At 54.2% G+C, this 25,546-nt stretch carries 20 protein-coding genes; 8 read left to right on the top strand and 12 right to left on the bottom strand.

What is annotated here, in order from left to right; all coding sequences use genetic code 11:
• Nucleotides 1-78 precede the first annotated feature (78 nt).
• Nucleotides 79-972 (top strand): LysR family transcriptional regulator, encoded by an 894-nt coding sequence (locus tag J2125_RS21855; protein ID WP_017802051.1) that lies wholly within the window; start codon nucleotides 79-81, stop codon nucleotides 970-972.
• Between the two features lie 71 nt (nucleotides 973-1,043).
• Here the strand turns inward: J2125_RS21855 and J2125_RS21850 are convergent, their stop codons facing one another.
• The 7 genes from J2125_RS21850 to J2125_RS21820 all read right to left on the bottom strand — a co-directional run bounded on the left by J2125_RS21850 (nucleotide 1,044) and on the right by J2125_RS21820 (nucleotide 7,134).
• Complete coding sequence (locus tag J2125_RS21850) at nucleotides 1,044-1,895, bottom strand: aldo/keto reductase (RefSeq protein WP_017802050.1); 852 nt, start codon at nucleotides 1,893-1,895, stop codon at nucleotides 1,044-1,046.
• 19 nt (nucleotides 1,896-1,914) lie between these two features.
• Entirely contained in the window at nucleotides 1,915-2,979 is a 1,065-nt protein-coding gene (locus tag J2125_RS21845; protein WP_026111827.1) for an alpha/beta hydrolase, read from the bottom strand.
• A gap of 108 nt (nucleotides 2,980-3,087) precedes the next feature.
• Nucleotides 3,088-3,678, bottom strand: coding sequence for a flavodoxin (locus J2125_RS21840; RefSeq protein WP_026111826.1), 591 nt, complete (start codon nucleotides 3,676-3,678; stop codon nucleotides 3,088-3,090).
• Nucleotides 3,678-4,454 (bottom strand): carboxymuconolactone decarboxylase family protein, encoded by a 777-nt coding sequence (locus J2125_RS21835; protein ID WP_017802047.1) that lies wholly within the window; start codon nucleotides 4,452-4,454, stop codon nucleotides 3,678-3,680. Before J2125_RS21835 ends, J2125_RS21840 begins: the two co-directional genes overlap by 1 nt.
• Complete coding sequence (locus J2125_RS21830) at nucleotides 4,432-4,911, bottom strand: (R)-mandelonitrile lyase (protein WP_017802046.1); 480 nt, start codon at nucleotides 4,909-4,911, stop codon at nucleotides 4,432-4,434. Before J2125_RS21830 ends, J2125_RS21835 begins: the two co-directional genes overlap by 23 nt.
• Nucleotides 4,912-4,967: 56 nt before the next feature.
• Nucleotides 4,968-6,431 (bottom strand): heavy metal sensor histidine kinase, encoded by a 1,464-nt coding sequence (locus J2125_RS21825; protein ID WP_017802045.1) that lies wholly within the window; start codon nucleotides 6,429-6,431, stop codon nucleotides 4,968-4,970.
• A gap of 13 nt (nucleotides 6,432-6,444) precedes the next feature.
• Complete coding sequence (locus tag J2125_RS21820) at nucleotides 6,445-7,134, bottom strand: heavy metal response regulator transcription factor (RefSeq protein WP_017802044.1); 690 nt, start codon at nucleotides 7,132-7,134, stop codon at nucleotides 6,445-6,447.
• A gap of 260 nt (nucleotides 7,135-7,394) precedes the next feature.
• Here J2125_RS21820 and J2125_RS21815 point away from each other — a divergent pair, with 260 nt between their 5' ends.
• Nucleotides 7,395-8,447 (top strand): alpha/beta hydrolase, encoded by a 1,053-nt coding sequence (locus J2125_RS21815; protein ID WP_017802043.1) that lies wholly within the window; start codon nucleotides 7,395-7,397, stop codon nucleotides 8,445-8,447.
• Here J2125_RS21815 and J2125_RS21810 read toward each other — a convergent pair.
• On the bottom strand, nucleotides 8,444-9,658 hold the full coding sequence (locus J2125_RS21810; RefSeq protein WP_017802042.1) for a multidrug effflux MFS transporter: 1,215 nt from the start codon (nucleotides 9,656-9,658) through the stop codon (nucleotides 8,444-8,446). The two genes, J2125_RS21815 and J2125_RS21810, sit on opposite strands and share 4 nt — an antisense overlap.
• Before the next feature lie 549 nt (nucleotides 9,659-10,207).
• On the opposite strand from J2125_RS21810, the gene treZ reads away from it, so the two are divergent.
• From treZ to glgX, 3 genes are all read left to right on the top strand, one after another.
• The gene (gene treZ, locus J2125_RS21805) at nucleotides 10,208-11,995 is read left to right on the top strand and encodes a malto-oligosyltrehalose trehalohydrolase (protein WP_017802041.1); all 1,788 of its coding nucleotides are present in this window, start codon (nucleotides 10,208-10,210) and stop codon (nucleotides 11,993-11,995) included.
• Nucleotides 11,992-14,526: a malto-oligosyltrehalose synthase gene (treY, locus tag J2125_RS21800; protein WP_017802040.1), complete on the top strand. Its 2,535-nt coding sequence runs from the start codon at nucleotides 11,992-11,994 to the stop codon at nucleotides 14,524-14,526. The genes treZ and treY overlap by 4 nt, the downstream gene beginning before the upstream one ends.
• A 70-nt stretch (nucleotides 14,527-14,596) precedes the next feature.
• Nucleotides 14,597-16,672 (top strand): glycogen debranching protein GlgX, encoded by a 2,076-nt coding sequence (glgX, locus tag J2125_RS21795; protein ID WP_017802039.1) that lies wholly within the window; start codon nucleotides 14,597-14,599, stop codon nucleotides 16,670-16,672.
• An 84-nt stretch (nucleotides 16,673-16,756) separates the two neighbouring features.
• Here the strand turns inward: glgX and J2125_RS21790 are convergent, their stop codons facing one another.
• Entirely contained in the window at nucleotides 16,757-17,506 is a 750-nt protein-coding gene (locus tag J2125_RS21790; protein WP_017802038.1) for an SDR family oxidoreductase, read from the bottom strand.
• Between the two features lie 159 nt (nucleotides 17,507-17,665).
• On the opposite strand from J2125_RS21790, the gene J2125_RS21785 reads away from it, so the two are divergent.
• Entirely contained in the window at nucleotides 17,666-18,601 is a 936-nt protein-coding gene (locus tag J2125_RS21785; RefSeq protein ID WP_017802037.1) for a LysR family transcriptional regulator, read from the top strand.
• Here the strand turns inward: J2125_RS21785 and J2125_RS21780 are convergent.
• Nucleotides 18,553-19,539: a UV damage endonuclease UvsE gene (locus J2125_RS21780; protein WP_026111825.1), complete on the bottom strand. Its 987-nt coding sequence runs from the start codon at nucleotides 19,537-19,539 to the stop codon at nucleotides 18,553-18,555. The two genes, J2125_RS21785 and J2125_RS21780, sit on opposite strands and share 49 nt — an antisense overlap.
• A 185-nt stretch (nucleotides 19,540-19,724) precedes the next feature.
• Here J2125_RS21780 and J2125_RS21775 point away from each other — a divergent pair, with 185 nt between their 5' ends.
• Both J2125_RS21775 and proX read left to right on the top strand, forming a co-directional pair.
• Complete coding sequence (locus J2125_RS21775; RefSeq protein ID WP_017802035.1) at nucleotides 19,725-21,167, top strand: MFS transporter; 1,443 nt, start codon at nucleotides 19,725-19,727, stop codon at nucleotides 21,165-21,167.
• A 630-nt stretch (nucleotides 21,168-21,797) separates the two neighbouring features.
• On the top strand, nucleotides 21,798-22,796 hold the full coding sequence (proX, locus tag J2125_RS21770) for a glycine betaine/L-proline ABC transporter substrate-binding protein ProX (protein WP_026111824.1): 999 nt from the start codon (nucleotides 21,798-21,800) through the stop codon (nucleotides 22,794-22,796).
• 51 nt (nucleotides 22,797-22,847) lie between these two features.
• Here the strand turns inward: proX and J2125_RS21765 are convergent, their stop codons facing one another.
• Entirely contained in the window at nucleotides 22,848-23,930 is a 1,083-nt protein-coding gene (locus tag J2125_RS21765; RefSeq protein ID WP_017802033.1) for a hypothetical protein, read from the bottom strand.
• A gap of 177 nt (nucleotides 23,931-24,107) precedes the next feature.
• Nucleotides 24,108-25,538, bottom strand: a complete 1,431-nt coding sequence (locus J2125_RS21760; RefSeq protein WP_017802031.1) for a 6-phospho-beta-glucosidase — start codon at nucleotides 25,536-25,538, stop codon at nucleotides 24,108-24,110.
• Nucleotides 25,539-25,546: the final 8 nt, after the last annotated feature.

The raw sequence follows: 25,546 nt of genomic DNA, 5'->3' as shown, positions 1-25,546 counted from the left end.
CAGGCTAAAATAGCCCCATCTGTGAATAATATTCATCAGCGCTATCAGCAGTGACGATATCAATAAGGAAAACGCGCAATGCTTAAAGAAAATTTTAATGAACTTCAGATCTTTCTTGTCGTCGCGCGTGAACGCAGTTTTACCAAAGCCGCAGGTAAGCTCGGGGTTTCACAATCGGCGCTGAGTCACGCAATAAAGGCGCTTGAGGCACGTTTAAATCTGCGACTTCTGACCAGGACCACGCGCAGTGTCGCGCCAACAGAGGCCGGCGAAAAAATTATTAATTGCCTCGAACCCCGCCTTGCCGATCTTGAAGAGGAGCTGGGGGCCTTGCTGCAGCTGAATGGCACGACATCAGGCAATATCCGCTTGTCGGCCGGGGAACATGCTGCAAGCAGTCTGCTATGGCCAAAACTGAAACCATTTCTGCTTGAATACCCGGATATCAATGTCGAACTGGTGGTGGACAATGGTTTTGTTAATATCGTCGAGGGCCGTTTCGATGCCGGGATTCGTCTGGGAGAAAGCGTCGATAAGGATATGATCGCCGTCAGAATTGGCCCCGATATGCGGATGGCAGTGGTAGGCGCACCGTCATATTTCGCTGCGCATGGTACGCCGCAGACGCCGCATGAACTCCAGCACCACCGCTGTATTAATATGCGCCTTCCCACCGCTGGCGGGTTATATCACTGGGAGTTTGAAAAGGACGGTAAACCGCTGCGGGTTCGCGTGGAAGGACAGCTGATCTTTAATCATCTGGCAGAACGGATAGATGCCGTCATCTCCGGCTTTGGCATTGCCTGTATTCCTGAAGACCGGGTGGCGGCAGCCGTTCAGTCAGGCAAACTGATTCAGATCCTCGACGAGTGGTGCCCGACGTTTCCCGGCTATTACCTCTATTATCCGAGTCGCAAGCAACATCCACCCGCCTTTGCGTTAATGATTGAAGCGTTACGTTTAACCGCCTGACAAAGGTGCGCCCCCCGACGCCAGGTGCCGCATACCGGGATCACCCCAGTGCTGCGGCGCACTGCATCGGATTAAACATCAAGTTTACGCGCTGTCAGCCACTCAACCATCGCCGGGTTACGATGCGAGAAGAAGGCGCTGGTTACGGTATCTAAGGCGGTGATTTGCAGCATTTCATCGTCGCTAAGCGCGAAGTCCAGAATATTGATGTTTTCTTCCATTCGTGGTTTACGCACGGTTTTCGCCAGCGAGACAATGCCACGTTGCAGAATCCAGCGCAGTACAACCTGCCCCACGCTTTTGCCCTGTTTTTCGCCAATCGCGGCCAGCAGCGGGTGCTGGAACAGACCGTTCTTCCCTTCCGCAAACGGCGCCCATGCTTCAGGCTGAATACCTCTGCTCTTCATCCACGGCACGGCGTGCAGCTGCTGATTGAAGGGGTTAACTTCAACCTGATTGACCGCCGGAACAACGTGATTAAAAGCGATAAGATCGGCAAGTCTGTCAGGCTGGAAATTACTGACGCCAATGGCGCGGATTTTACCTGCCTGATATAACTCCTCCATCGCACGCCATGCGCCATGGACATCACCGTATGGCTGGTGAATCAGATAGAGATCGACATAATCCAGCTGCAGACGGTTCAGTGAACGTTCAAACTGCGCTTTGGCGCCAGCATAACTGGTATCCTGTAACCATAATTTTGTCGTCACAAATAACTGATCGCGTGCGATGCAGCTCTGTTTCAGCGCATTCCCCACCTGGGTTTCATTCTGATAAGAGGCCGCGGTATCAATCAGGCGATAACCGGTGTCAATGGCATCGATAACCGCACGCTCACATTCAGCGGCATCCGTCATCTGGAATACGCCAAACCCCAGCAGGGGCATTGCGATACCATTATTCAGTTTTACCGTTTGCATATCATGATCCTTGTTGGCGTTATTGCAGGTTTTTTTCTTGAATAAACTGGCTGACCTGATCGGCAATCTGAATATTGTTCAGATCGGAGAAAGGAAAATGCGTATTGCCTTTAATTCCGATTTCCGGCAGGTGGAGCACGTTGACATCACCGCCATGTTGATTGACGACATCGCGCCATTTACGCGCCATCGCCAGCCGCACGCGCCAGCTATCCTGGGCAGGCATTGCCACGGGTTTATCCGGAATGTTATCGCCGTAAATGATCAGAACAGGAATTCTGGTTAATGCCAAAAACTGCTCCATGGGCACCGGTTCACCTTTCAGCGTATCAAATGCGCTGGGCATCGGCGCCGGCAATTCATTCTCAGGAAAGACAAAGTTGCTGCCAGGCTCAAATGCGACTATGGCTTTCACCTTGCTGTTTCTTATTGCGGTGTACCAGCCCGGCCCGCCGCCCTGAGAGTGGGTAAACAGAATGGCCGGACCGGCTTTATCCACCACCGCCGACATGGCAGCGGCGATAACGTTAATATCAAAAGGCCCGGTATTGGGCGTCATCTGGCGGAAATACTGGTTAAGCGCCTGTTTATCATCAGAGAACTGCACGCCTTTAAAAAACGCTGGCCAGACGCCAAGACGGAACTGATTAAACCACATCTGCTCATCCGGTTTCGGCGTCACACTACTTTCGACCATACTGCGGCCCGCACTGGCCCGGCGTGGCTGATCGACCAGATAAGTGGAAAATCCCCGACGCAGAAAAATGTTCTGAAAGCCTTCCCGGCCATCCGCAGTGGTTTGCCAGCTGCGTGAAGACTGCCCGGCGCCGTGCAACATAATAATGGGATATTTATGTGGCTTCTGCGGCGTTTGCCAGAACACATTAGCATGATCGCCATGATAGCTCTGTCCGGCCGAATCCAGCGGTTTTTTGGCATCAAACTGTCCAGCCGCTGTCGTCACCGCGCCACCCGCCGCAAAGCTGCCTTGTTGCTGAATAACCAGCGGTTCACGCTCCGCGGAATGCGCAACAGCGCCTGCCGCCAGCAGCGATAAACTCAATATTTTTAATAGTAGCTTCAAGGATATTTCCTCTGTGATTTTCAGCGTTTAAATCATAACGCTATTTGCAGCAATAATTATGTAGTCAGGCAGATTGGCCTTATTTACCGGTTTCATTAATAACGCATATTAGCTACGAATCGCTTCCAGCCAGCTGGTTACAGCTTCCGTGGTTTTTCTTTCCTGATAGCACTCAATAACCAGTGGTTTCTCGCGCCTGGCGGCTGGCGCCAGACGGCTTAAAATCACCTCGCTGTCACCGATGCCATATCCGCCATGGGTAATAAAAGGAATCAGCAGCTTACCGGTGAGGTTACAGTTACTCAGAAAGGTCTGGACCACCGGTGGCACAGTGGTGCCCCAGATCGGAAAGCCTAAATAGATCGTCTGGTATTGTTCGATACTGGCGACCTTATTTTTTAACGCAGGTTTTACGCCACCATCGCGCTGATTTTTCGCCAGTTCTACCGTCCGGAAATAGTCTTGCGGATACGGCGTCGCGGGTTCAATTTCGAACAGATCGGTATGAAGGCTGCGATGGATCACCCCGGCGATCACCCGCGTATTGCCGCTTCTGGAAAAAAACACCACCAGGGTGCCGCGGTTATCTGCGGTGTTCAGCGTACTGGCCGCGGCAGGCGGCAGAATAACCTTCGACAGCGTTATGCCCGCCAGCGCGCTAAGCAGCATTCGGCGGTGGGAATCATGCGAGTCCGCCATCATTTACTCTCCTTATCGGCGCTGGCCTGCGCGCTAAGCAGTGCCTGTTCAGCGCGTGCCGCGGCCTGTGGTTCACCGTTATCACGCAAAATTTTCACCAGCTGTTGCAGTTGCCCGCGGCTGAGTCCCACGCGCAGACTGGCGCGGGTGTGGGACAGTAGCTGTGCTTCCACACCCGGCGTGGCGGCTAATGCGCCGACCGTTGCCAGTTCACGGCTTTGCCAGTCAAGATTGTCGCGGGCAAAAATATCGCCAAACAGATGGGTTTGCAGAAACTGATTGATCACCGGAACAAACTCGAAAAGCGGCCCCTGCACTGGTGCGCCAGAGATTCTGGTCTGGTTCTCCGTACCTGTACGGCGAAGTTCATCGCCAGCCGGAACAGGTTTTACTGGCTCTTTGCCCTGAATATCATGGATGCCGCGTTGCTTACGCGCCTGCGTAACCTGCATTAAGACATTCAGCGCATTCAGGCTGCGCGGAAAGCCGGTATAGGCGTAAAGCTGTACCAGAATTTCTTTGGCCTCGTTGACGGTTAATCCGGCATCCAGACCCTGATTAAGTGCTTTATCCAGTTTTTCCATCTGGCTGCTTGCCATAAATGCCGCCATCAACGGGATGGCCTGCTGGCGTGCCGTTAGCGTCTCGCCAGCCGCTTGCGACTGATTTATCGATGCGGTCGCCGCGTCACTGGTTGCCGCCTGCGACGCCAGGCTACAGCTACAAATCAATAAAATCGCCGGGGTAAGCTGCTTAATGCGCGTGATATTGTTCATCTGACACTTTCTCCATCCATTTTACGCTGTTGCCTGCCACCAGACCGGTCACGGCAAGATGCGTCATTGCACTGTCGGGGGCGGCGCCATGCCAGTGTTTAACGCCCGGCGGACAAGTGACCACATCTCCGGGGCGGATAATCTGCACCGACTGCCCTTCCTGCTGGGTTAAACCGACGCCGGAGGTGACGATAAGTCGCTGACCTGCAGGATGTGTGTGCCAGGCTGAGCGCGCCCCCGGCTCAAAGGTGACATAGGCTGCCGAAGCCGCAATCGCGTTATCCGCCACAAACAGCGGATCGACCCGCACGCGGCCGGTAAAGTTCTCAGCCGGACCGGCAACCGGTTTCTGACTGCCGGCGACTGCGATATGCCCTGAAGCGTGTTGCGGCTGCGCGACAGATGAGAAAGTGATAACCGCCAGCAACAGCCCCAGACAGCGTGGTTTTCCCGTCATACATTGCGTCCATGTGGTTAAAACGTGGCAATGATTGTAACCACCGGTCGATGTCGTCAGGCTGACGGTTTGCTGACAATCCTGTCAGTAAGTGCCTGAAACAGAGGTTGCGACTGCTCTGCTGTCGGGTGTTGCTGCTCGCTGGCGGAAGAGAGAGCAAAGCTCAGGCCAAAGGTATTGATGCCTCGCTCACTACGCGCGAAGACATTTCCCCGATGCATGATCGCCACCGCGCGAACAATCGATAACCCGAGACCGTGATGGGTATCGCTTCTGGCGCGCGAAGAGTCGACGCGGTAAAAGCGCTCAAACAGACGGTGTAAATGCTCAGGCGCAACCGGGGCGCCGGGGTTTGATACCGCTACCGTGGCATGGCTATGGGTTGCGCTTAAACTGACGGTCACCGTACTCTGCGGCGCAGAGTGGCGTGCACTGTTTTCCAGCAGATTGGCCAGCGAACGATGGAATAACCGCCGGTCAATATGGGCCAGCGCATCACCCTCAACCGCTAATAAAAGCTGCTTTTCAGCAAAAGAAGGCTCAACGTATTCAGCGGTTTTCAGGGTTTCTTCGCGTAAAGAAACCTGCGTAAGTTGTGACGCATGCTCGCCCGCATGCGCGTGCGACAGGAACAGCATATCGTTTACGATGGAGGTCATCCGCTCCAGCTCTTCCAGATTGGAACCCAGTAACTCTTCAAGCTCCTCCGGCGCACGGCGGCGGGATAATCCCAGCTGCGTCTGACCAATCAGATTGGTCAGCGGTGTGCGCAGCTCATGGGCGACATCAGCATTAAAACTCTCCAGCTGTCGCCAGGCGATTTCCTGCCGTTCCAGTACGCCGTTAAATGAGGAAGCCAGCTGCCTGAGTTCCTCCGGCAACGCACTGGTTTCCAGTCGCCGGGCGTGATCGCCGGGAGCCAGATGATGGGCCTGCTGGCTTAATGCCCCCAGCGGACGCAGACCAAAACGTGAGACGCCATAGCCAAGTAATGCGACAATAAATACGCCAAAGGCGGAGATAACCAGCAGCGCGCGCGTAAAAGCATCAAGCGTTCCCATATAGGGTGTTGAATCGATGGCCACCACATAGCGCAGCGCTGGCCGTTCTCCTCTGGCCGGAATGGTTTTTACCAGCAGGAACAGCGAGCAGGAGCCGTCAGACGCGCCAGGTACTTTATTTAATCCCTCGTGAAGCGAGGCCCAGTTCACCTCCATCGGCGGCGCGCCGCCGATATTGAAACGGGCGTCGTCACTCAATATCCAGTAACGCACCCGCTCGCCTTCGGAACTGGCCAAATCGGTAAACTTATTCGCCAGAACTGACCATCCCTCAGCTGAGGTCCGCGCGGTTATCCATGGGCTCATCAGTGACTCACGAAACAGCAGCTCGTTATGCATCTGCTTTTGCAATGAGTTGTGTAATGAACTGCGTAACAGCAGACCCAGCGTCAGGACAATCAGCACAATGCTCAGAACAAACAGCAAAGCAAGACGCCCGGAAATGGAGCGCTTAAACATAATCAGTCTCCGTTTATGGCTGCGAATGCGACCTGACTTCCAGTACGTATCCCATCCCGCGCACGGTGTGCAGTAATCTGACATCAAAGGGAGCATCAATTTTGGCGCGCAGGCGCTTAATCGCCACTTCGACAACATTGGCGTCGCTGTCGAAATTCATATCCCAGACCTGTTCTGCAATCATCATCTTCGACAGGATTTCTCCCTGGTGACGGGCAAGCAGGCTGACCAGCGCAAACTCTTTGGCGGTGAGCTCCAGCCGGTTGCCAGCGCGAAATACCCGGCGCGCCAGAAGATCCAGATGCAGATCGTGGATTTGCAGTTGTGTAATATCCACCCCATCTGTCGCACGACGACGAACCAGCGCCTGGATGCGCGCGACCAGCTCAATCAGTGAAAAGGGTTTCGGCAGATAGTCATCCGCGCCGAGTCGCAACCCTTTAACCCGTTCATCGACCGATCCGCGAGCAGACAGCATCAGTACTGGCGTCTGTTTACTGCCGCGAATCCCTTCCAGCACACGGTAGCCGTCGATACCCGGCAGCATGACATCCAGGATTACCGCGTCATAATCGAACTCCAGCGCATAGTGCAGACCTTCCGCACCGTCGGCGGAGACGTCAACGGTAAAGCCGGACTCTGCCAGCGCGCGGCTGACATAGGATGAGGTTTTCTCTTCATCCTCAACTAACAATAAGCGCATAGCGCGTACTTCCTTATCTGTAACGAGATTTTTAGCGCGCCAGGCGCTGAACAGCCTGTTGCGCTACCTCACTTTCTGCTCTGTTTGCCAACAGCAGGCTGACAATTTGCTGACAAAATTGTCAGAAAACCCCTGCTGCTGCTGGCGACAGCGATAACTGACAAAATTGTTACGCTCTGGTCATGATGCTGACAGACCTCTCTCCCTAAGCTAAGCGGGCACTATCACTGTCGCGCCGCGACGCTACCCCTGGAGATAACATGAAACTCAACGTTTTAAATGCACTACTGCTGACAGCAATGGCCGGACTGGCTTCAACCGCTCAGGCCGCGGATTACAAGCAGAACCCCTTTACCCTGGTGTATGACGGGGCGATTCGCGAAAATGTTCAGGGCAAGGTCAATATTCATCCGGTGAAATATGATCTGCACGGCATTCAAATCGCGGCCAATATCTATACGCCTGCCAGTTATGATCCGGCGAAAAAATACCCTGCGGTGGTGGTGGCGCATCCAAACGGCGGTGTTAAAGAACAGGTTGCCGGATTGTATGCACAGCGACTGGCAGAACATGGCTATATCACTATCACCGCCGATGCGGCTTATCAGGGCGCCAGCGGCGGCATGCCGCGCAGCGTGGACAAACCAGCTAACCGCATTGAGGATATTCACGGCATGGCCGACTATATCAGTCAGTATCCGGGCGTTGATGCCGGACGTATTGGCCTGCTCGGTATCTGTGGCGGCGGCGGTTATTCACTCAAAGCCGCCCAGACAGACAAGCGGTTTAAGGCGTTAGCCACCCTGAGCATGTTTGACTCCGGCCGCGTGCGCCGCAACGGCTATCAGGATTCCCAGCTGGCAACGATTCAGGATCGCCTGAAAGTGGCCACAGACGCGCGAATCAAAGAGGCCACGACCGGTGAAATCACTTACTCAGGCGATGCGAATCTGACAGATGAGCAAATCGCCAGACTGCCTTTTGATCTCTATCGTCAGGGCTATGAGTATTACGGCAAAACCCATGCCCATCCGAATTCTACTTTCCGCTATACCACCAGCAGCCTGCTCGACCTGATGCGTTTTGACGCCCAAAGCAATATGGCGTTGATCAATCAGCCGCTGCTGATGATGGCAGGCAGCAAGGCCGACTCACTCTATATGACCGAAAGTGCGTTTAAGCAGGCCACCGGCACCAGTAACAAAAAGCTGTATCTTATCGAAGGCGCGACCCATATTGAGACCTACTGGGTGCCTCGTTATGTCGATCAGGCGATGAGCCAGCTGGATCCCTTCTTCGATAACAATATTTAGCTAACGGGTTTAACCGTCCCAGGTGCCGTTAACGCCATTACGGCACTCGCCAGGGTAAATAGCGCGATTATCCAGCTCATGGTCCAGGGAGTGCCGTCACTTAATAACGCCAGCAGCAAAGAAGAGATAATGCCGCTGCCGTACTGAAGAGATCCAATTAATGCGGATGCGGAGCCAGCCATATCTGGCACAGCATCCATCGCCGCCGCCGTTGAAGTGGCGGCGATAATTCCATTCATGGCAAAGAAAATAAACACCGGGATAATAATCATCACTATCCCGCCGAAAGCCAGTTTTATGCTGATTGCCAGCGTGATGGCGGCAGCAGCGGCAATCACCGCCGCAAATTTAAGCAGTGACTCCAGCGGATAGCGATGAACCAGACGTCGGTTCACCATACTCACGGCCATTAAGCCCATCACATTGACCGCAAACAGCCAGCCATAGTGCTGCGGATCGATGCCGAAGTAAGAGATATAAACAAAAGGCGAACCGGTAATAAACGCATAGGCGGCGACGTAGTAGAAGGTCACACAGAGCGTAAAGCGCATAAACTGGCTAGTTTTCAGCAAGTGGTAATAGTTGCTGAATGCGCCAGCCAGAGAGGCTTTAACCCTTTTCTCTGCTGCTAAGGTTTCCGGCAGCCAGCACACCAAAACCAGCATTAAAGCGCCGATTCCCGCCAGCAACCAGAATATGCTGTGCCACGAGGTCACCCTGATCATCTGGCCACCCAGCAGCGGCCCGGCAATCGGCGCGATAGCCATAATCACCATCAGGGTTGAGAGCATTTGCGCGGCCCGGGTGCGGCCAAACAGATCGCGAATCATCGCGCGAGCCAGCATCGGGCCGGTACAGGCGCCCAGCGCCTGGAAAACGCGCCAGAAAACAATTTGCATGATATCCGTTGACAGCGCACAGCCTGCTGAGCCGACCATAAATAACACCAGACCAATAAACAGTGGCGTTTTACGGCCAAAATGGTCGCTGACTGGCCCCCATATCAACTGCGCGAGACAAAAGCCGATTAAAAATCCGGTGATGGTAAGTTCGGCATCACCCTGCAGCTCTTTTGCCATCACTGGCATGGCGGGCAGGTAAATATCGGTGGATAACGACGTAAAAGCCATTAATGCGCTAAGAATAAGAACAAAAGTAAACCCGCTCGATTTCACAGTGAAGGTGTTGATACGCTGGTGTGCGTTATCCATTATAATTTCCAGGCAGAATGAATGAGCTTATGTTATCAGCTGGCAGTCGCCGGATAATGCATGACAGAGCATTGCCGTTATGAGCCAGATTCATCAATAGGTGCTTATCTGTAAATCAGACAGATATCCCGATAACCTTGATGATCAGCCTGCAATAAGTAATCTGATATGTTGTTTTTTCTGCGCAAAGTCCCTTGAAGCGAGGGTTTTATGACCGTGACGATTGTCAGTTTACTTCGGTAGAAGAAGTGCTGAACACCTACCGCCAATCAGTTCACCGCCACCTGCCGGACAAAATAAACCCGTGCGTGTCGGTCACCCTCCGGAAGATCCCCTCCCGGGTCGGCGTGCATCTGCGATGCCGGTTCTGGTGAGTAGTGAGCAACAAGAAATGATAACCGATCAGCAGATGCAGGCTTGTCGATTTCTTAGTCTATGATTATTGGTGGTATGTCGCCTGAGGCCGGGCCACTTCGGCATCCGGATTACCGGAACCACTACCACGGGCTGTCATCCGTTGCTCACTGCTGGATTAAAAGAGGCCATTGCATGGAATCCAAAGCATTTCTGAAAAGCTGGGGCGCAGAATTCGTTGCCCCCGGTACGGTTCGCTTTCGTCTCTGGGCCACCGGCCAGCACAGCGTTACACTCCGGCTGTCCGGCGAAGATCTGCAGATGAACGCGAATGGCGATGGCTGGTTCGAACTGCAGGTAACCGACGTTTTACCTGACGCAGAATATAATTTCGTCCTCGCCGATGGCATGGTGGTGCCGGATCCGGCCTCCCGCGCGCAAAAAACCGATGTAAACGGTGCTTCGCTGGTTATCGACCCCAGCCGCTATCACTGGCAGCACAGCGAATGGCGCGGCCGTCCGTGGGAAGAAACCGTCGTCTACGAGATGCATATTGGCGCCTTTACACCGGAAGGCACATTGCAGGCCGCGATAGCAAAACTGCCATGGCTCGCTGAACTTGGCATCACCATGATTGAGATTCTGCCGCTGGCGCAGTCTGGCGGCAACCGTGGCTGGGGCTATGACGGCGTGCTGTTTTACGCGCCCCATTGCGCCTATGGCACACCGGATGATGTAAAAGCCTTTGTCGATGCCGCCCATGGTTATGGCCTGTCGGTGGTGCTGGATATCGTGCTCAACCATTTCGGCCCGGAGGGTAATTATCTGCCACTGCTGGCGCCGGACTTCTTCCATAAAGAACGGATGACGCCGTGGGGCGCAGGTATTGCCTGTGATGTCGATGCGGTGCGCCGCTATATCGTTGAAGCGCCACTTTACTGGCTGACGGAATTTAACCTTGATGGCCTGCGCTTCGATGCGATTGACCAGATCGAGGATCCTTCCGCTAAGCACCTGTTAATCGAAATCGCTGAACGTATCCGCGCAGCGATCACTGACCGGCCTGTCCATCTGACCACCGAGGACAGCCGCAATGTGATTTTCCTGCATCCGCGTGAACCGGACGGTTCAGTACCGCTGTTCAGCGGTGAATGGAACGATGACTTCCACAATGCCATGCATGTGTTCGCCACCGGCGAGACCCATGCTTATTACCAGGATTTTGCCAGCGAGCCGGAAAAGCTGATCGCCCGGGTACTGACGGAGGGGTTCGCGTATCAGGGTGAGGTTTCACCACACAGCGGCGAGCCGCGCGGCGTCAGCAGCGCCAGCCAGCCGCCGACCGCCTTTGTCGATTTTATCCAGAACCATGACCAGACAGGCAACCGCGCGCAGGGCGAAAGGCTGATTGCGCTGGCTGGCGTCGATCGCACCAGACTGCTGCTAGCCACGCTGCTGCTGTCGCCGCATATCCCGCTGCTGTTTATGGGCGAAGAGTATGGCGAAACCAATCCTTTCCTGTTCTTCACCGATTTTCATGGCGACCTCGCCCGCGCCGTACGCGAGGGGCGCGCCAGGGAGTTTGCGGACCATGCGGGTCACGAGGGCGAAAGCGTGCCCGATCCCAATGCCCGCAGCACCTTCGAAAAGTCGAAACTGGACTGGCGCAAGCCAGAGAGTAACGAGGGTAAGGCATGGCTGGCGCTGAGCCGTGAGCTGCTGGCGCTGCGTCAGCAATATATCGTGCCATTGCTTGCCAGCGCGGGCGGCAATGCGGGCAATATCGTCGCGACCGCGCCAGGCTTTTTTGCCGTCAGCTGGCGTTTCCCGCTGGGCACGCTGTCGATAGCGCTGAATATCGGCACCCACGCCCGACCGCTTCCCGACCAGCCCGGCGACATCATCTTCGCCTCGCCGCAGGCGACCGATAGCCTGCCGCCGAATGCCATTGTCGTCCGCCTTGCTTCAGGAGCCGCAGCATGAATATTCCTGGCGCCACTTACCGTATTCAGTTCCGCAACGGCATGACTTTCGACCGCGCGGCAGCGCTGGTGCCCTATTTACAGCGGCTTGGCATCACCCATCTGTATGCTTCGCCGGTTTTCACTGCCACATCAGGCTCCACCCATGGCTACGATGTGACCGACGTTAACCAGCTCGATCCGTCAATTGGCGGTCGCGCAGGCTTTGACCGTATGGTAACGGCGCTGCACAGCGCCGGTCTCGGTCTGATCCTTGATATCGTGCCAAACCATATGGCGGCCTCGCTGGAAAACCCGTGGTGGCGTGATGTGATCGAGAATGGCGAAAACAGCCGCTTTGCCCGCCATTTTGATATCGACTGGTCGCGCCGCCTGACCTTGCCGTTCCTTGGCGATACCTTTGCGGCGCTGCTGGAAAACGGCGAAATTACCGTTAAACCTGATCCGCACAGCGGCAAGCCCGCTTTCGCCTGTTACGACAACTTCTACCCGCTGACCCCGACCAGCTGGCAGGGTCGCGAAGCCGAAGTGCTGAATCTGAGCGACAACACGCAGATTGCTGAACTGCACGATCGCCAGCCGTGGCGGCTGATGTGCTGGCGCGATGCGTCGCACGACCTCTCCTATCGCCGTTTCTTTGAGGTGACCGGACTGGCTGGCATGCGGGTGGAGGATCGGGCCGTATTTGACGATACCCACCGGCTGATTCTTGAACTGGTGGATTGCGGCGCGGTCGACGGTTTGCGCGTTGACCATATCGACGGCCTTGCCGACCCGAAAGCTTACCTCGATCTGCTGCGTCAGCAGGCCGGGCCTGCCTGCTATATCACGGTCGAAAAGATCCTTGGCGAAGGTGAACATCTTCCGCCAGAGTGGCCGATTTCCGGCACCACCGGTTACGAATTTATGGCCGCGCTCACCGATGCGCTGGTGGATGGCACGAAGATCAACAGCCTGCGCAAAGCTTATGAGGCCGTGGTGGGCAGGCCGGTAGATATGAAAGCCGAACTGCGCGCGGCGAAGCTGCTGATGGTGGATAAGAATTTCGCCGGTGAATTTACTACGCTGCTAAAGCTGGCGACCAGAATTGCCAGCAGCGATACCCTCACGCTGGACGAGAACACCGCCCGTGCGGCTCTGCGCGAGCTGCTGATCGCCTTTCCGGTCTATCGCACCTATGGTACGCCGCAAGGGATGACCGCGGCTGACAATCAGCTGCTGCAAAAGGTGGCGAATAAGGTTAAAGCCAGCGGCAGTGCGCCGGATCCTGCGGCACTGGATGTTATTCTCCGCATTCTTCGCGGTGAAGTATCAGGCACGGCTGCCACTGATGCCGCCATCTTCCGCACCCGATTCCAGCAGCTGACCGGCCCGCTGATGGCGAAATCGGTGGAGGACACCCTGTTCTACCGCCAGAATATGGCGCTGGCGCTTAACGAAGTCGGCGCTGAACCGGTGCCGACTGCCTTCTCGCTTGATCGCTTTCATGCAGAGATGAAAACACGACTGCAGCAGCAGCCAGACGCGCTTTCCGGCACCTCCACCCATGATACCAAGCGCGGCGAAGATGCCCGCGCGCGGCTCTGTACGCTGACCGAAGCGCCGCAACGCTGGGCCGACTGTATCGCGCGCTGGCGCGAGATGAACCACGCCAGCGTCAGGGTGCTCGACGATGGCGTGGCGCCAAAACCGCAGGTCGAATGGATGCTCTATCAGGCGCTGGCCGGTGTCTGGCCGACAACGCTGCAGCCCATCGACGAGACGGGCCTGAAAGCGCTGGAAGAACGTTTTGTGGTGTATGTAGAGAAGGCACTGCGGGAAGCCAAGCAACGCACCAACTGGGGTGACAGCAACGACGCTTATGAGCAGGCGGTGATCGACTATGCCCGCCAGCTGCTGTCACCGGCCAACCAGACCTTTTTGCAGGATTTTGCCGCCGCATTGCAGCCGTTTATCCGCGCCGGGCTGGTCAACAGTCTTACCCAGACCATCGTCAAGTTAACCGCGCCCGGTGTGCCGGATATCTACCAGGGTAGCGAGGCGCTGGATTTCAGCCTTGTCGATCCCGATAACCGGCGTGAACCCGATTTCGCGGCGCTGGCCCTGCAGCTGGCTGAAAATGAAAAACCAAATTTCTCCGCGCAACCGAACTGGCTGAACGGTCGTCTTAATCAGCATATTATCGCCAGGCTGCTGCGCTGCCGCCAGCATGCGCCAGCGCTGTTTCGTCACGGTGACTACTTACCGCTGGCCGCCAGCGGCCAGCAAGCGGAAAACGTTATCGCCTTCGCCCGTGCAGAAAACGACGATGCGCTGATTGTTATCGCCCCTCGCCTGATGTTTGCAGCGCTTGAATCGAGTCCGGCCGGGCCTTATGCAATACGCTGGCCGCAGACAGAAATCCCCCTCCCCGCGCGGCTGGCGAATCGCCGCTACCGTGACATTCTTTCCGGAGAAGAGATTGTTACCGATGACCATATCAGGCTGGCGCTATTTGAGGGTAGTGCAGCAGTTATCCTGCTGAGTGAATGACACTATTGAAATAAAAACGTTATAAATCAAAGTATTTAGTGAACTTTCTTCATTTAATGGCGAGGGACGAATGTCAAATGATACTGTTTTCACCATCACCAGCGGGTCTGGTCACCCTCTCGGCGCCAATTTTGATGGCGAGGGCGTTAATTTTGCGATCTTCTCGGCACATGCGCAGCGGGTCGAGCTTTGCCTGTACGATCCGAGCGGCAAAATCGAAATCGCAAAACTTGAGCTGCCGGAGTACACCCATGAGATCTGGCATGGCTATATACCTGGTCTGCAACCCGGCGCGCTGTACGGCTATCGCGTGCATGGCCCTTATGACCCGGAAAATGGCCATCGTTTTAACCCGAATAAGCTGCTTATCGACCCCTATGCGCGCGAACTGGCTGGCGATATCGAGTGGGATGATGCGCACTTCGCCTATGACCTGCTGCATGAAGATAAAGACCTGAGTTTCGACACACGCGACAGCGCGCCGTTTATGCCCAAGTGCCGGGTTATCGATCCAGATGAATTCGACTGGCATGACGAGAACCGTCCGACCGTTGCCTGGCCGCAAACGGTGGTGTATGAGACCCATGTAAAAGGTTTTACCCAGCTTAATCCCGCTCTGCCGGAAGCGTTGCGCGGAACGTATGAAGGCATGGGTCACCGGGCGTCGGTTGATTATATTAAAAGCCTCGGTATCACCTCGGTTGAACTGCTGCCGGTTCACTGGTTCCCCGACGATCATCATCTGCTTGATAAGGGGCTGAAAAATTTCTGGGGTTACAACACCCTCGCCTTCTTTGCGCCAGCATCCCGCTATTTCGGTCCAAACGGTATCCAGGGCTTTCGCGATATGGTGCGGGCGTTCCATGATGCCGGTATCGAGGTGATCCTTGATGTGGTCTACAATCACACCGCAGAAGGCAACGAGCTGGGTCCCACGCTGTCGCTAAAAGGCATTGATAACTTCTCCTATTACCGCACTATGCCTGAGCAGCACCGCTACTATATTAACGATACCGGCACCGGTAATACCGTTAATACCTCGCATCCGCGCGTGTTGCAGATGATTATGGATTCGCTGCGTTACTGGGCGGAATCGATGCATATCGACGGCTTCCGCTTCGATCTCGGCACCATTCTTGGCCGCGAACCGGAAGGCTTTGATGAACGCGGCGGCTTTTTCGATGCAATAATGCAGGATCCGGTGCTGTCAAAGCTGAAGCTGATTGGCGAACCCTGGGATATCGGCCCGGGGGGCTATCAGGTCGGCGGCTTCCCGCCAGGCTGGGCCGAGTGGAACGATAAATATCGCGACACGGTGCGCGAATACTGGCTGGGAGACAATGTTTCCACCGATTTCGCCGCCCGTCTGCTTGGATCAGGCGATCTCTACGATCAGCGCGGGCGTCGGCCGTGGGCGAGCGTCAACTTTATTACCGCCCATGACGGCTTTACGCTTAACGATCTGGTTTCGTACAACGAAAAGCATAACGAGGCGAACGGCGAAGATAATAACGACGGTCATAACGACAATCGTTCGTATAACTATGGTGTCGAAGGCCCGACGACGGATAACGAGATCAATACGGTGCGCGAGCGTCAGAAGCGCAATTTTCTCGCCACGCTGTTCTTTTCTCATGGCACGCCGATGCTGCTGGCTGGCGATGAGTTTGGCCGCAGTCAGCTGGGCAACAATAACGGCTATTGCCAGGACAGCGAGATTTCGTGGATCCATTGGGATAATTTGCCGGAAAGCAGCGAGTCGCTACGCGAGTTCACCCGCCAGGTTATCCGGCTGCGGGCCGAACAGCCGCTACTGCGCCGCGAGAGCTGGCGCGATGGTATGGATATCAAATGGTTTAATGCCGGCGGCGGTTTCCAGCAGTCTGAACACTGGGATGAGGGATCGACACTCGGTGTCTATATCGGCCGCCCGGATCTGCAAACTGAAGAAGGCATCTGGCACGACGTTCTGATGCTGCTTAATCCCTTCGAAGGTACGGTGCCGTTCCGTATTCCCCAGTTTGGCGAGGGCGGCTGGGTGCTGGAACTCACCACCTGTGACAGCGCACAGCACGGCATGGTTATCACCCGGGAAAAGGATTTTGAGCTGGCAGGCCGCAGTATTGCACTGTTCAGGCGGCCTTAAACCAGACCCATTAAAAATCCACGCAAATGCGTGGATTTTTCTTTTCAGCGGCGTTCCCCGTTCACCTGCCCGGCTAAAGCAGATTCAGACCTGCGCCATACCACCATCAACAAACATTTCACTGGCGTTAATAAAGCTGGCGGCATCTGAAGCAAGAAATGCCACCACTTTGCCGATCTCCTGCGGTTCTCCCAGACGACCAAGCGGAACCTGCGCAGAGAGCGCATCGAACAAGCCCTGCCGTTGCTCTTCACTTACCAGGCCACCGAGACCAGGCGTGCGTACCGGGCCGGGACTGACCACATTGACGCGAATGCCGCGACCTTTCAAATCCAGCGCCCATGAGCGGGCAAAATTGCGCACCGCAGCTTTGCTGGCGCTGTACACGCTAAATCCGGCGGTTCCCTGAATCGAAGTGGTCGATGCTGTCAGGATCACCGAAGCACTGTCGCTGAGTAAAGGCAGCGCTTTCTGTACGGTAAACAGTACGCCACGGACATTAGTGGCAAAAATACGATCAAAGTGTTCTTCCGTAATTGCGCCCAGCGCCTGCATATCACCGCCACCGGCATTGGCGAAGAGGATATCCAGTCGTCCCGCCTGTCTGGCGATGTGGGAATAGACTTCGTCGAGGTCGGTGAGCAGCGAAGCATCGGCGCGAATGCCTGTTGCTGCAGCGCCGATGGTGGCGACGGCAGCGTCTAGTTCCTGCTGGCGACGACCGGTGATAAACACCTGTGCTCCCTGAGCTGCCAGTTCTTGCGCGCTTGCCAGACCGATGCCGGTAGTGCCGCCGGTGACAAGGGCGATTTTTCCATTCAGTGGCTGATTCATCGTGTTCTCTCCAGATAAAGTAGTGGGTCAGAATATTCACCCGGCGTATCGTGCCGGGTATGAAGCTAATGTAGCGTTAACTTTTTTAGGGAAAAATACGGTAAAATGGGAATCACTATTCACCTGCGTGGATAATCAACACGCCAGAGGAGGACGCCAATGGATCAGTTGCAGGCAATACGGGCTTTCGCCCGGGTGGTGGAAACCGGAAATTTTACGCGTGCAGCAGACTCGCTGAATATGCCTAATGCGACACTCAGTAAAATGGTTCAGGAACTTGAAGCACATCTGGGGATCAGATTGTTACAGCGCACCACCCGTCGTGTCACGGTGACGCCGGAAGGACATGAATATTACGAGAAGGCGACCCGCATTATGCGCGATCTGGAAGATATCGACGCCTCATTTACCGCGGTGCAGAGTAAGCCCCGTGGACAGCTTCGCATTGATATTGGCGGTTCGACCGCGCGCGACGTGCTGATTCCGGCGCTGCCAGACTTTTTTTCTCGTTATCCTGATATCCACATTGATCTGGGCGTATCTGACCGTCCGGTCGACCTTATCAGCGACAATGTCGATTGCGTAATCAGGGGCGGGCCGCTTCATGATTCCACACTGATTGCCCGCCATATTGGTGATGCCACGCTGATTACCTGCGCCACTCCGGCGTATTTAAAAGCATATGGTGTGCCAGCGTATCCGGAAGAACTTAAAAATGGTCACCGGCTGGTCAGCTACCTGTCGCCACAGAGTGGTCGGGCGTTTCCGTTTCGTTTCGAGCGTGACGGCGTAAAGAGTGAAATTAAAACCGGACACCGGATAGGGGTGAATGAAAGTAACGCCCACCTCGCAGCAGCGCTTGCCGGACTGGGGATTATTCAGACCTTTACTTACGCGCTGGATCCGCTGTTGAAAGACGGCTCAATAGTGGAGATTCTGCAAGCCTGGCGACCAGCCCCCTATCCTTTTCATGTCGTCTATCCGCAAAACCGCCATGTCACTTATCGTCTGCGGGTGTTTATCGACTGGCTGCTGGGGTGTTTTCCTCAGCGGCTGGCGAGCGCAGCGGACGGCAGTGCATGCAACCGTGCATAATCATATAAACGATCTCTGGCGATATTTTTCATTTTCACTTCACACATAATATCAAACTCAGTAAATGATAAAGCCCAGTCATTCAGCGTATCGTTAAAATAGTAATCGGAATGCGCCCTGAATTTGGTTTTAGATAAGCCGGATATCGTCTGGTCCGGGAACCCTTGTGCGGGAATCAACCCCTCCTGAGAGATCGAATAGTGCAGCACCGGCGTTACGCCGCGCCATGACGCTTTGATTAAGGCGATACGCGGATCATCAGGAAGGATAAATGTATTTTCCTTTACCCAGTGATGATGAATATCCAGCACCACCGGACATAACCCGGCGGCCTGTAACACGTCGTCCAGCGAACAGGAAATCTCATCGTTTTCTACCGTTAACATCCGCTTTGCTGCAGGGCTCAATTTAGCAAAAGCAGTGCTAAACCCGGCGAAACCCAGTTTGCCATTCATATGAATATTGATTTTGAAATCCTGAAAATGTTTCCCATAGCCCATAAGCTGTGCGCACAGCGCATGATACTCAACATCTTCAATCGCTCTTTCGACCACTAATGGGTTATCTGATGCCAGCACCGTATACTGACCAGGATGAAAAGAGAGCCGTATATTATGTTCGCGGGCAATATCACCACACTCGGCAAACAGGGGATATAACTCAGGCAAAAAGTCATGATATAAAATGGTGGCTTCCGGCACGGTATAGAGTGGCAGCAGATCACTGCCGATCCTCATCATCCTGAGTGCTTCCGGCGCTAAAGCCAGCTGTCTGAGAACCTGCAACAGGTTGGTCAAATTGAAGGCTGAAATTTCAGATATCAATGCCATCCGCTCTTGATTATTTAGTCCCAAAAACCTTTTACGCGTCGTCGCTCTGAAAGGAAAAGGCTGCGATAGTTCTGCATTCAGGAATTTACAAGCAAAGCCCAGTTTCATAACAACTCCCATTTAAAAACTCATATTAGTTTAACAACTAACTGAGATTTCGTGGGTTTTTATTAAACTGCTAATTATTTAATCGAGCGGCTACCGACGCATTTGCGCATTTTTTGGTGTAACAGGTTTTCAAACTTATCATACCTTTGTTGGCGCGCGGTTATTGGACAGGCAGAGGATGTGGAATGGGTTTAGCAGAAAGACCACCACACCGGCAGCAGCCGGATGCGGATGCGGGGCGTATTTCAGGGGTGGCGCTACTGGTTGCCAGCGCCTTTTTTATGGAGTTCCTTGATGGAACGGTAATTGCTACCGCCTTACCAGAGATGGCTAACGCCTTCGGCGTCAGCGCTGTCGATCTTAATATCGGCATTAGCGCTTATCTGTTAACGCTGGCGGTGCTGATCCCTGCCAGCGGCTGGGTTGCCGAGCGTTTTGGCGGCCGCAATGTATTCTGCCTCGCGCTGCTGATTTTTACCCTCTCTTCCCTGTTCTGCGGCCTGACGCATAACGTCAGCGAATTTGTGCTGATGCGCATTTTGCAGGGCATTGGCGGCGCGATGATGGTGCCGGTCGGACGGCTGGTGGTGCTGCGCACCACCAAAAAAGAGCATCTGATTAAGGCGATTGCCACCTTAACCTGGCCAGCGCTGGTTGCGCCCATCCTTGGCCCGCCGCTGGGTGGTTTTATTACCACCTGGGCCAGCTGGCACTGGATCTTCTTTCTGAATGTGCCGCTGGGCATTATCGCCATGATACTGACGCTGCGTATCATGCCGAACCAGAGCGCCGATAAGCAGCGCCCGTTTGATGCTATCGGCTTTGTCTCGCTGGGTATCACCATGCTCTGTCTGGTGGCGGGCCTGGAGATGTTTAGTCAGGAAAATTTGAACCCTGCGTCGGCAGTAGCGCTGATGGCGGCCGGCCTGCTGGCGCTGCTCTGGGCAGTCAGACATTTGCGGCGCAGCCAGTCGCCGCTTGTCCGTCTGAACGCGCTGGCGGTTCCCTCATTTCGCATTACGATGCGTGGCGGGTTTATCCTGCGCGCCACCATCAGCTCAGCGCCATTTATGTTGCCGTTAATGTTTCAGGTTGGTTTTGGTATGGATGCGTTTCAGGCCGGTACGCTGGTGCTGGCGGTGTTTGCCGGTAATCTGGCGATGAAACCGGCCACCACCCCGCTAATCCATCACTTTGGCTTTAAAAAGCTGCTGATGGTCAATGGCATTGTCTGCGTATTGTCGCTGCTGGGCTGCGCTTTTTTGACGCCTGACTCGCCAGAAATCATCACGCTGGTACTGCTGTTTATCGGCGGGCTAAGCCGTTCGATGCAGTTCACCGCCATCAGTTCGCTGGCGTTTGCGGAGGTGCCGCCGCAGGAGATGAGCTCGGCGAATACGCTATTCAGCACCTCGTTGCAGCTCGCCAGCGGCCTTGGCGTAACGCTGGGGGCGCTAAGTATTCGCACCGGTGCCTGGTTAACCAGCTGGCTGCAACTTCCCGCCGGACGCGGCATGGATTTCAGGCTGGGGTTTGTGGTTATCGCCGCGATCACCGCCCTTGCACTGTTCGATATCAGCAAACTTGCCGCGGATGCCGGGCGAAATATTTCCCGCAAGACGCCATAACTCACCACTCCCCTTTTGCAGAAAGAATTTACACGGCGGCTGCTCCGGCAGCGCCAGCAGGTTAATCACCTCCGCCTCACCTGCGGCGACCAGCGCACAGACAAAGACGCGTCCCAGCGGCGCGGCACGGTAGTCCGTTGCAGCAGAAATGATCATCGACTCTCCTGGCTATGATGCTAAACCGGAAGTGTAGCCGATAAAAAAGCTGATAAATCAAACCGGTATCGCAAGCTGGCAAAATTACGCGATGCCCTTTCAGACCATTACCCCACCGGATAATCAGCGCTATGGCGGCAGTAACACTTGCCAGCCCGGCTCAGTGTGTTAGGGTATAAACAAACCGATAACATATAACCAGGAAGAATAACGGTGAGTCTTACCCGCTAAACGATAACCCTGTAAGACAGCGCTCACCCCACATTACCCGCATGATATTTGCTAATAATCAGCGTTACCCTGACCCTCAGCTCTCACCGCATGCATTTCACTGTCTGCAACTTATCCTGTTGCTGATCAGATATACCCGTCTCGTCACTCCCCATTTTCAATTTTCATTCCCAACAAAACCACAATCCGGGAATATTCCTGCCACTACAGGCTTAACTTGTGAAAAATAATAAGGTTCTTATTATGCGCACCACTGGAATTAACGCCATCACCCTTGCCATTCTGTTTGCCGCTCCGGCCGCCTTTGCCGCCGATTTACCCGGGAAAGGCGTAACAGTCAATCCGGTGCAGAGCACCCTGCCGGAAGAGTCCTTTCAGACTGAATTAATTAATCATGCGCTGGTAAAACTGGGTTACGACGTACAACCCACTCAGGAAGTGGATTACAGCGTGGCTTACACCGCGATTGCCAAAGGCGATGCCACTTATCTGGCCGTAAACTGGGATCCGCTGCAAAAAGATATGTATGAGACCGCCGGTGGCGACCAGAAATTCTATCGTCAGGGCACCTATATTAGCGGCGCAGCACAGGGCTATCTGATCGATAAAAAAACCGCCGATAAATATCACATCACCGATATTTCGCAGCTGAAAGACCCCAAGCTGGCAAAGCTGTTTGATGCCGATGGTGATGGCAAAGCCGATCTGGCGGGCTGTAATCCGGGCTGGGTTTGTGGTTCGGTCATCGAGGCGCAGGTGAAAGCTTATGGTCTGAGCAATACCGTGCAGCAGAACCAGGGAAATTATTCGGCGATTATTGCTGACACCTTAACTCGCTATAAAGCGGGTCTGCCGGTGCTGTATTATACCTGGACACCTTACTGGGTCAGCAATGTGCTGAAGCCGGGTAAAGATGTGGTCTGGTTAACCGTGCCGTTTTCCGCCACGCCAGGCTCGCAAAAAGATCTCGATACCAAATTAGCGAATGGCAAAAATTACGGTTTTATCGCCAATAACGAACATGTGGTGGCCAACAAACAGTGGGCGCAGAAAAACCCGGCAGCCGCGAAACTCTTTGCGATTGTCAAACTGCCGCTGGCCGATGTAAATGCGCAGAACCAGCGCATGCATGACGGCGAATCCTCCGCCGAACATATCCAGCAGCATGTCGAAGGCTGGATTAAAGCGCATCAGGCTACCTTTGATGGCTGGGTGAAGCAGGCCGCCGCGGCCGCGAAATAACCGGTTTAATCCGCGCCACGGCGCGGATTTTTCTATCACCGCGCAACGCCACTACTGCTGGTTTTGATAGTGCTGCTTTGCTTTCTCAAGCAGTGGAAAATCAAAGATGGGAACTCCGTAGGTAAAACTTGGTTCAATCCGATGCTTCTTGCCGGGCTTTGGCGCGTAATGCTGATGATCGGGTCCCCAGGGAACGTCCGGATGGTCAGGAGCAGAATCTATTCGATGTCGCTGCTTGTCGTCGGCATCAAACAACATATATGCGTAGTCCATTAGTGAGTTAATGCGTAATCGCCATGACCAGCCATCTGCCATACAAAATTTCACATTCCATCCTCGTGACCTTTTCTCTGGCGGCGTAAAGGTGGCCTGTAAATTTGCCGCAATCAGCGCAAACATCGGTTCTGTCAGCGTCTCCGGAATATAATCCAGCTTAATAAGATCCGGGATATCCAACTTCAGAAAAAATAAACTCGCAAAAAAAGCCAGTACACAAGGATGTTGTTGCACGTCGTTTTCATGCTGCGCGCACAGCGAAACCGATAACATTACCGCCTGTTCAGCGCCCATGGTGGTTGAGGCGCGATGCGTTGCAGCATCACCACAAATAGCGCAGCCATTGCCTTTAGCAACAATTATAGCCTGAGAAACCGCGGTATTAGCCAGTCGTCCGCGGGCAAAATCAGCCGGGATACGGTTGACTTCCAGCTGATGTTTTTTCCATTGCTCAAACACAAATACCGTTGCTTCAGTAGCCAGCAGCGCAGCGAGTTCCGACTCACTCTTTATCGTCTGCCAGTTCCCTTCAGACCAGGGCGTGGTTTTAGTGTGGTCGGTAGTCGCAGATGGCTTAAACCGATATAAACGGATAAAACCGCAGGATGTGGTCTGGCGGTACACTGCCCAGCCATAACCTTTATCTTTAATCCACAACAATTGATCTGCAGAATGAATTAACCGCCTCCACCAGGCAGGATTATGCGTCACTAACTCCAGAATCTGCGCTGTTCTTTTCGGGAATTCGAGGAAGTTGAATGACATCGACTGGATATAAGCATCCATCACCGCCGCCGTCACTTCACTGTCGTTAAGGGTGGCAAAGTTACTGTCAATTGCCAGAAGAGGAGTGTCCATGTATGTCCTTTATTTCGATTATTAAATCGAACCTCACTGTCCCACTGGCGGTGATGCGGTTTAACGTGGAAAACGCAGTTCAGTCGATATTAATCACCTGATATCAGGCCATCTTAATCACAGAGCAAAGCAGATTACAGCGGGAATCTCACTTTTCAATGCGATCCCCGCAGCGGGCTAACCTAAATCCGCGCCATGACTGGCAATCACTTTCTGATACCAGTAAAACGACTTCTTACGCATCCGGTTTAATGTCCCCTGCCCCTGATCGTCACGATCGACATAGACAAAACCATAGCGCTTACTCATTTCACCGGTTGACGCAGACACCAGATCAATACAGCCCCATGAGGTATAGCCCATCACCGGAATACCATCCTCAATCGCATCCGCCATTGCTTTAATATGCTCGCGCAGGTAGCTGATGCGGTAATCGTCGTTGATTTCGCCCTGCGGGTTAATTTCATCTTTGGCGCCAAGTCCGTTCTCCACCAGAAACAGCGGCTTCTGATAGCGGTCATACATCATATTCATGGTAATGCGCAGACCCAGCGGATCAATGCCCCAGCCCCATTCGCTGGCCTCGATATGCGGGTTTTTCAGCGACTTGACGATATTGGCGGCGCTGCTGTTGTGTTCATTCATATCGGCCGAAGCGCAACGCGATGCATAGTAGCTAAAGGAGACAAAATCGACACTGTGCTGCAGGATTTCGTTATCTTCTGGCGCAGTAATCAGTGTCACGCCTTTCTCTTTGAATAACCGTCGGGTATAACCCGGATAAGCGCCGCGTGCCTGTACATCAATAAAGAACAGATTTTCGCGATCTTTTTCCAGCGCCGCCCAGACATCTTCCGGCTTGCAGGACCACGGGTAGAAATTCCCCCCCGCCAGCATGCACCCTACCTGATTATGCGGGTTCACCTCATGGGCAATTTTAGTGGCTAAGGCGCTGGCCACCAGCTCATGGTGCGCCGCCTGATATTTTACCTGCTGCTGATTCTCTCCCTGCTCAAAGACCAGACCAGCACCAGAGAACGGGCTGTGCAGCAGGATATTGATCTCATTAAAGGTCAGCCAGTACTTCACCAGCCCGTCAAAGGCTTCAAAGCAGGTGCGGGCATAGCGGGCGAAGAACTCCACCATTTTGCGATTGCGCCAGGAGCCATATTCGGTCACCAGATGCATCGGCACATCGAAGTGACACAGGGTGACCAGTGGCTCAATATTGTATTTCTTACATTCACTGAACATATCGCGGTAAAAAGCGATGCCTTCAGCGTTCGGCGTCAGTTCGTCGCCATTGGGATAGATGCGACTCCACGCAATCGAGGTGCGAAATACGGTGAAACCCATCTCCGCCATTAAGGCGATATCCTCTTTATAGCGGTGGTAAAAGTCGATTGCCTGATGGCTGGGATAAAACTCATCCGCCTGCAGCGCCACGCGCTTCTGCTGGCCAAGTTTTATTGCCAGACGCTGCGGCCCGTGAGGGATCATATCAACCGTGGTCAGCCCTTTTCCGCCTTCAAATGCAGCGCCTTCGGCCTGATTTGCGGCCAGTGCGCCGCCCCATAAAAATCCATCGGGAAATGTTGCTGTTGACATAAAGTCCT

Source organism: Winslowiella toletana (assembly GCF_017875465.1).
GTDB classification, from domain to species: domain Bacteria; phylum Pseudomonadota; class Gammaproteobacteria; order Enterobacterales; family Enterobacteriaceae; genus Erwinia; species Erwinia toletana.
This window is presented reverse-complemented; position numbering and strand designations above follow the sequence as displayed.

Coding starts and splice junctions, on each gene's coding strand:
- J2125_RS21855 (WP_017802051.1), top strand. CDS start 79: ATGCTTAAAGAAAATTTTAATGAACTTCAGATCTTTCTTGTCGTCGCG.
- J2125_RS21850 (WP_017802050.1), bottom strand. CDS start 1,895: ATGCAAACGGTAAAACTGAATAATGGTATCGCAATGCCCCTGCTGGGG.
- J2125_RS21840 (WP_026111826.1), bottom strand. CDS start 3,678: ATGGCGGACTCGCATGATTCCCACCGCCGAATGCTGCTTAGCGCGCTG.
- J2125_RS21835 (WP_017802047.1), bottom strand. CDS start 4,454: ATGAACAATATCACGCGCATTAAGCAGCTTACCCCGGCGATTTTATTG.
- J2125_RS21830 (WP_017802046.1), bottom strand. CDS start 4,911: ATGACGGGAAAACCACGCTGTCTGGGGCTGTTGCTGGCGGTTATCACT.
- J2125_RS21825 (WP_017802045.1), bottom strand. CDS start 6,431: ATGTTTAAGCGCTCCATTTCCGGGCGTCTTGCTTTGCTGTTTGTTCTG.
- J2125_RS21820 (WP_017802044.1), bottom strand. CDS start 7,134: ATGCGCTTATTGTTAGTTGAGGATGAAGAGAAAACCTCATCCTATGTC.
- J2125_RS21815 (WP_017802043.1), top strand. CDS start 7,395: ATGAAACTCAACGTTTTAAATGCACTACTGCTGACAGCAATGGCCGGA.
- J2125_RS21810 (WP_017802042.1), bottom strand. CDS start 9,658: ATGGATAACGCACACCAGCGTATCAACACCTTCACTGTGAAATCGAGC.
- treZ (WP_017802041.1), top strand. CDS start 10,208: ATGGAATCCAAAGCATTTCTGAAAAGCTGGGGCGCAGAATTCGTTGCC.
- treY (WP_017802040.1), top strand. CDS start 11,992: ATGAATATTCCTGGCGCCACTTACCGTATTCAGTTCCGCAACGGCATG.
- glgX (WP_017802039.1), top strand. CDS start 14,597: ATGTCAAATGATACTGTTTTCACCATCACCAGCGGGTCTGGTCACCCT.
- J2125_RS21790 (WP_017802038.1), bottom strand. CDS start 17,506: ATGAATCAGCCACTGAATGGAAAAATCGCCCTTGTCACCGGCGGCACT.
- J2125_RS21785 (WP_017802037.1), top strand. CDS start 17,666: ATGGATCAGTTGCAGGCAATACGGGCTTTCGCCCGGGTGGTGGAAACC.
- J2125_RS21780 (WP_026111825.1), bottom strand. CDS start 19,539: ATGAAACTGGGCTTTGCTTGTAAATTCCTGAATGCAGAACTATCGCAG.
- J2125_RS21775 (WP_017802035.1), top strand. CDS start 19,725: ATGGGTTTAGCAGAAAGACCACCACACCGGCAGCAGCCGGATGCGGAT.
- proX (WP_026111824.1), top strand. CDS start 21,798: ATGCGCACCACTGGAATTAACGCCATCACCCTTGCCATTCTGTTTGCC.
- J2125_RS21765 (WP_017802033.1), bottom strand. CDS start 23,930: ATGGACACTCCTCTTCTGGCAATTGACAGTAACTTTGCCACCCTTAAC.
- J2125_RS21760 (WP_017802031.1), bottom strand. CDS start 25,538: ATGTCAACAGCAACATTTCCCGATGGATTTTTATGGGGCGGCGCACTG.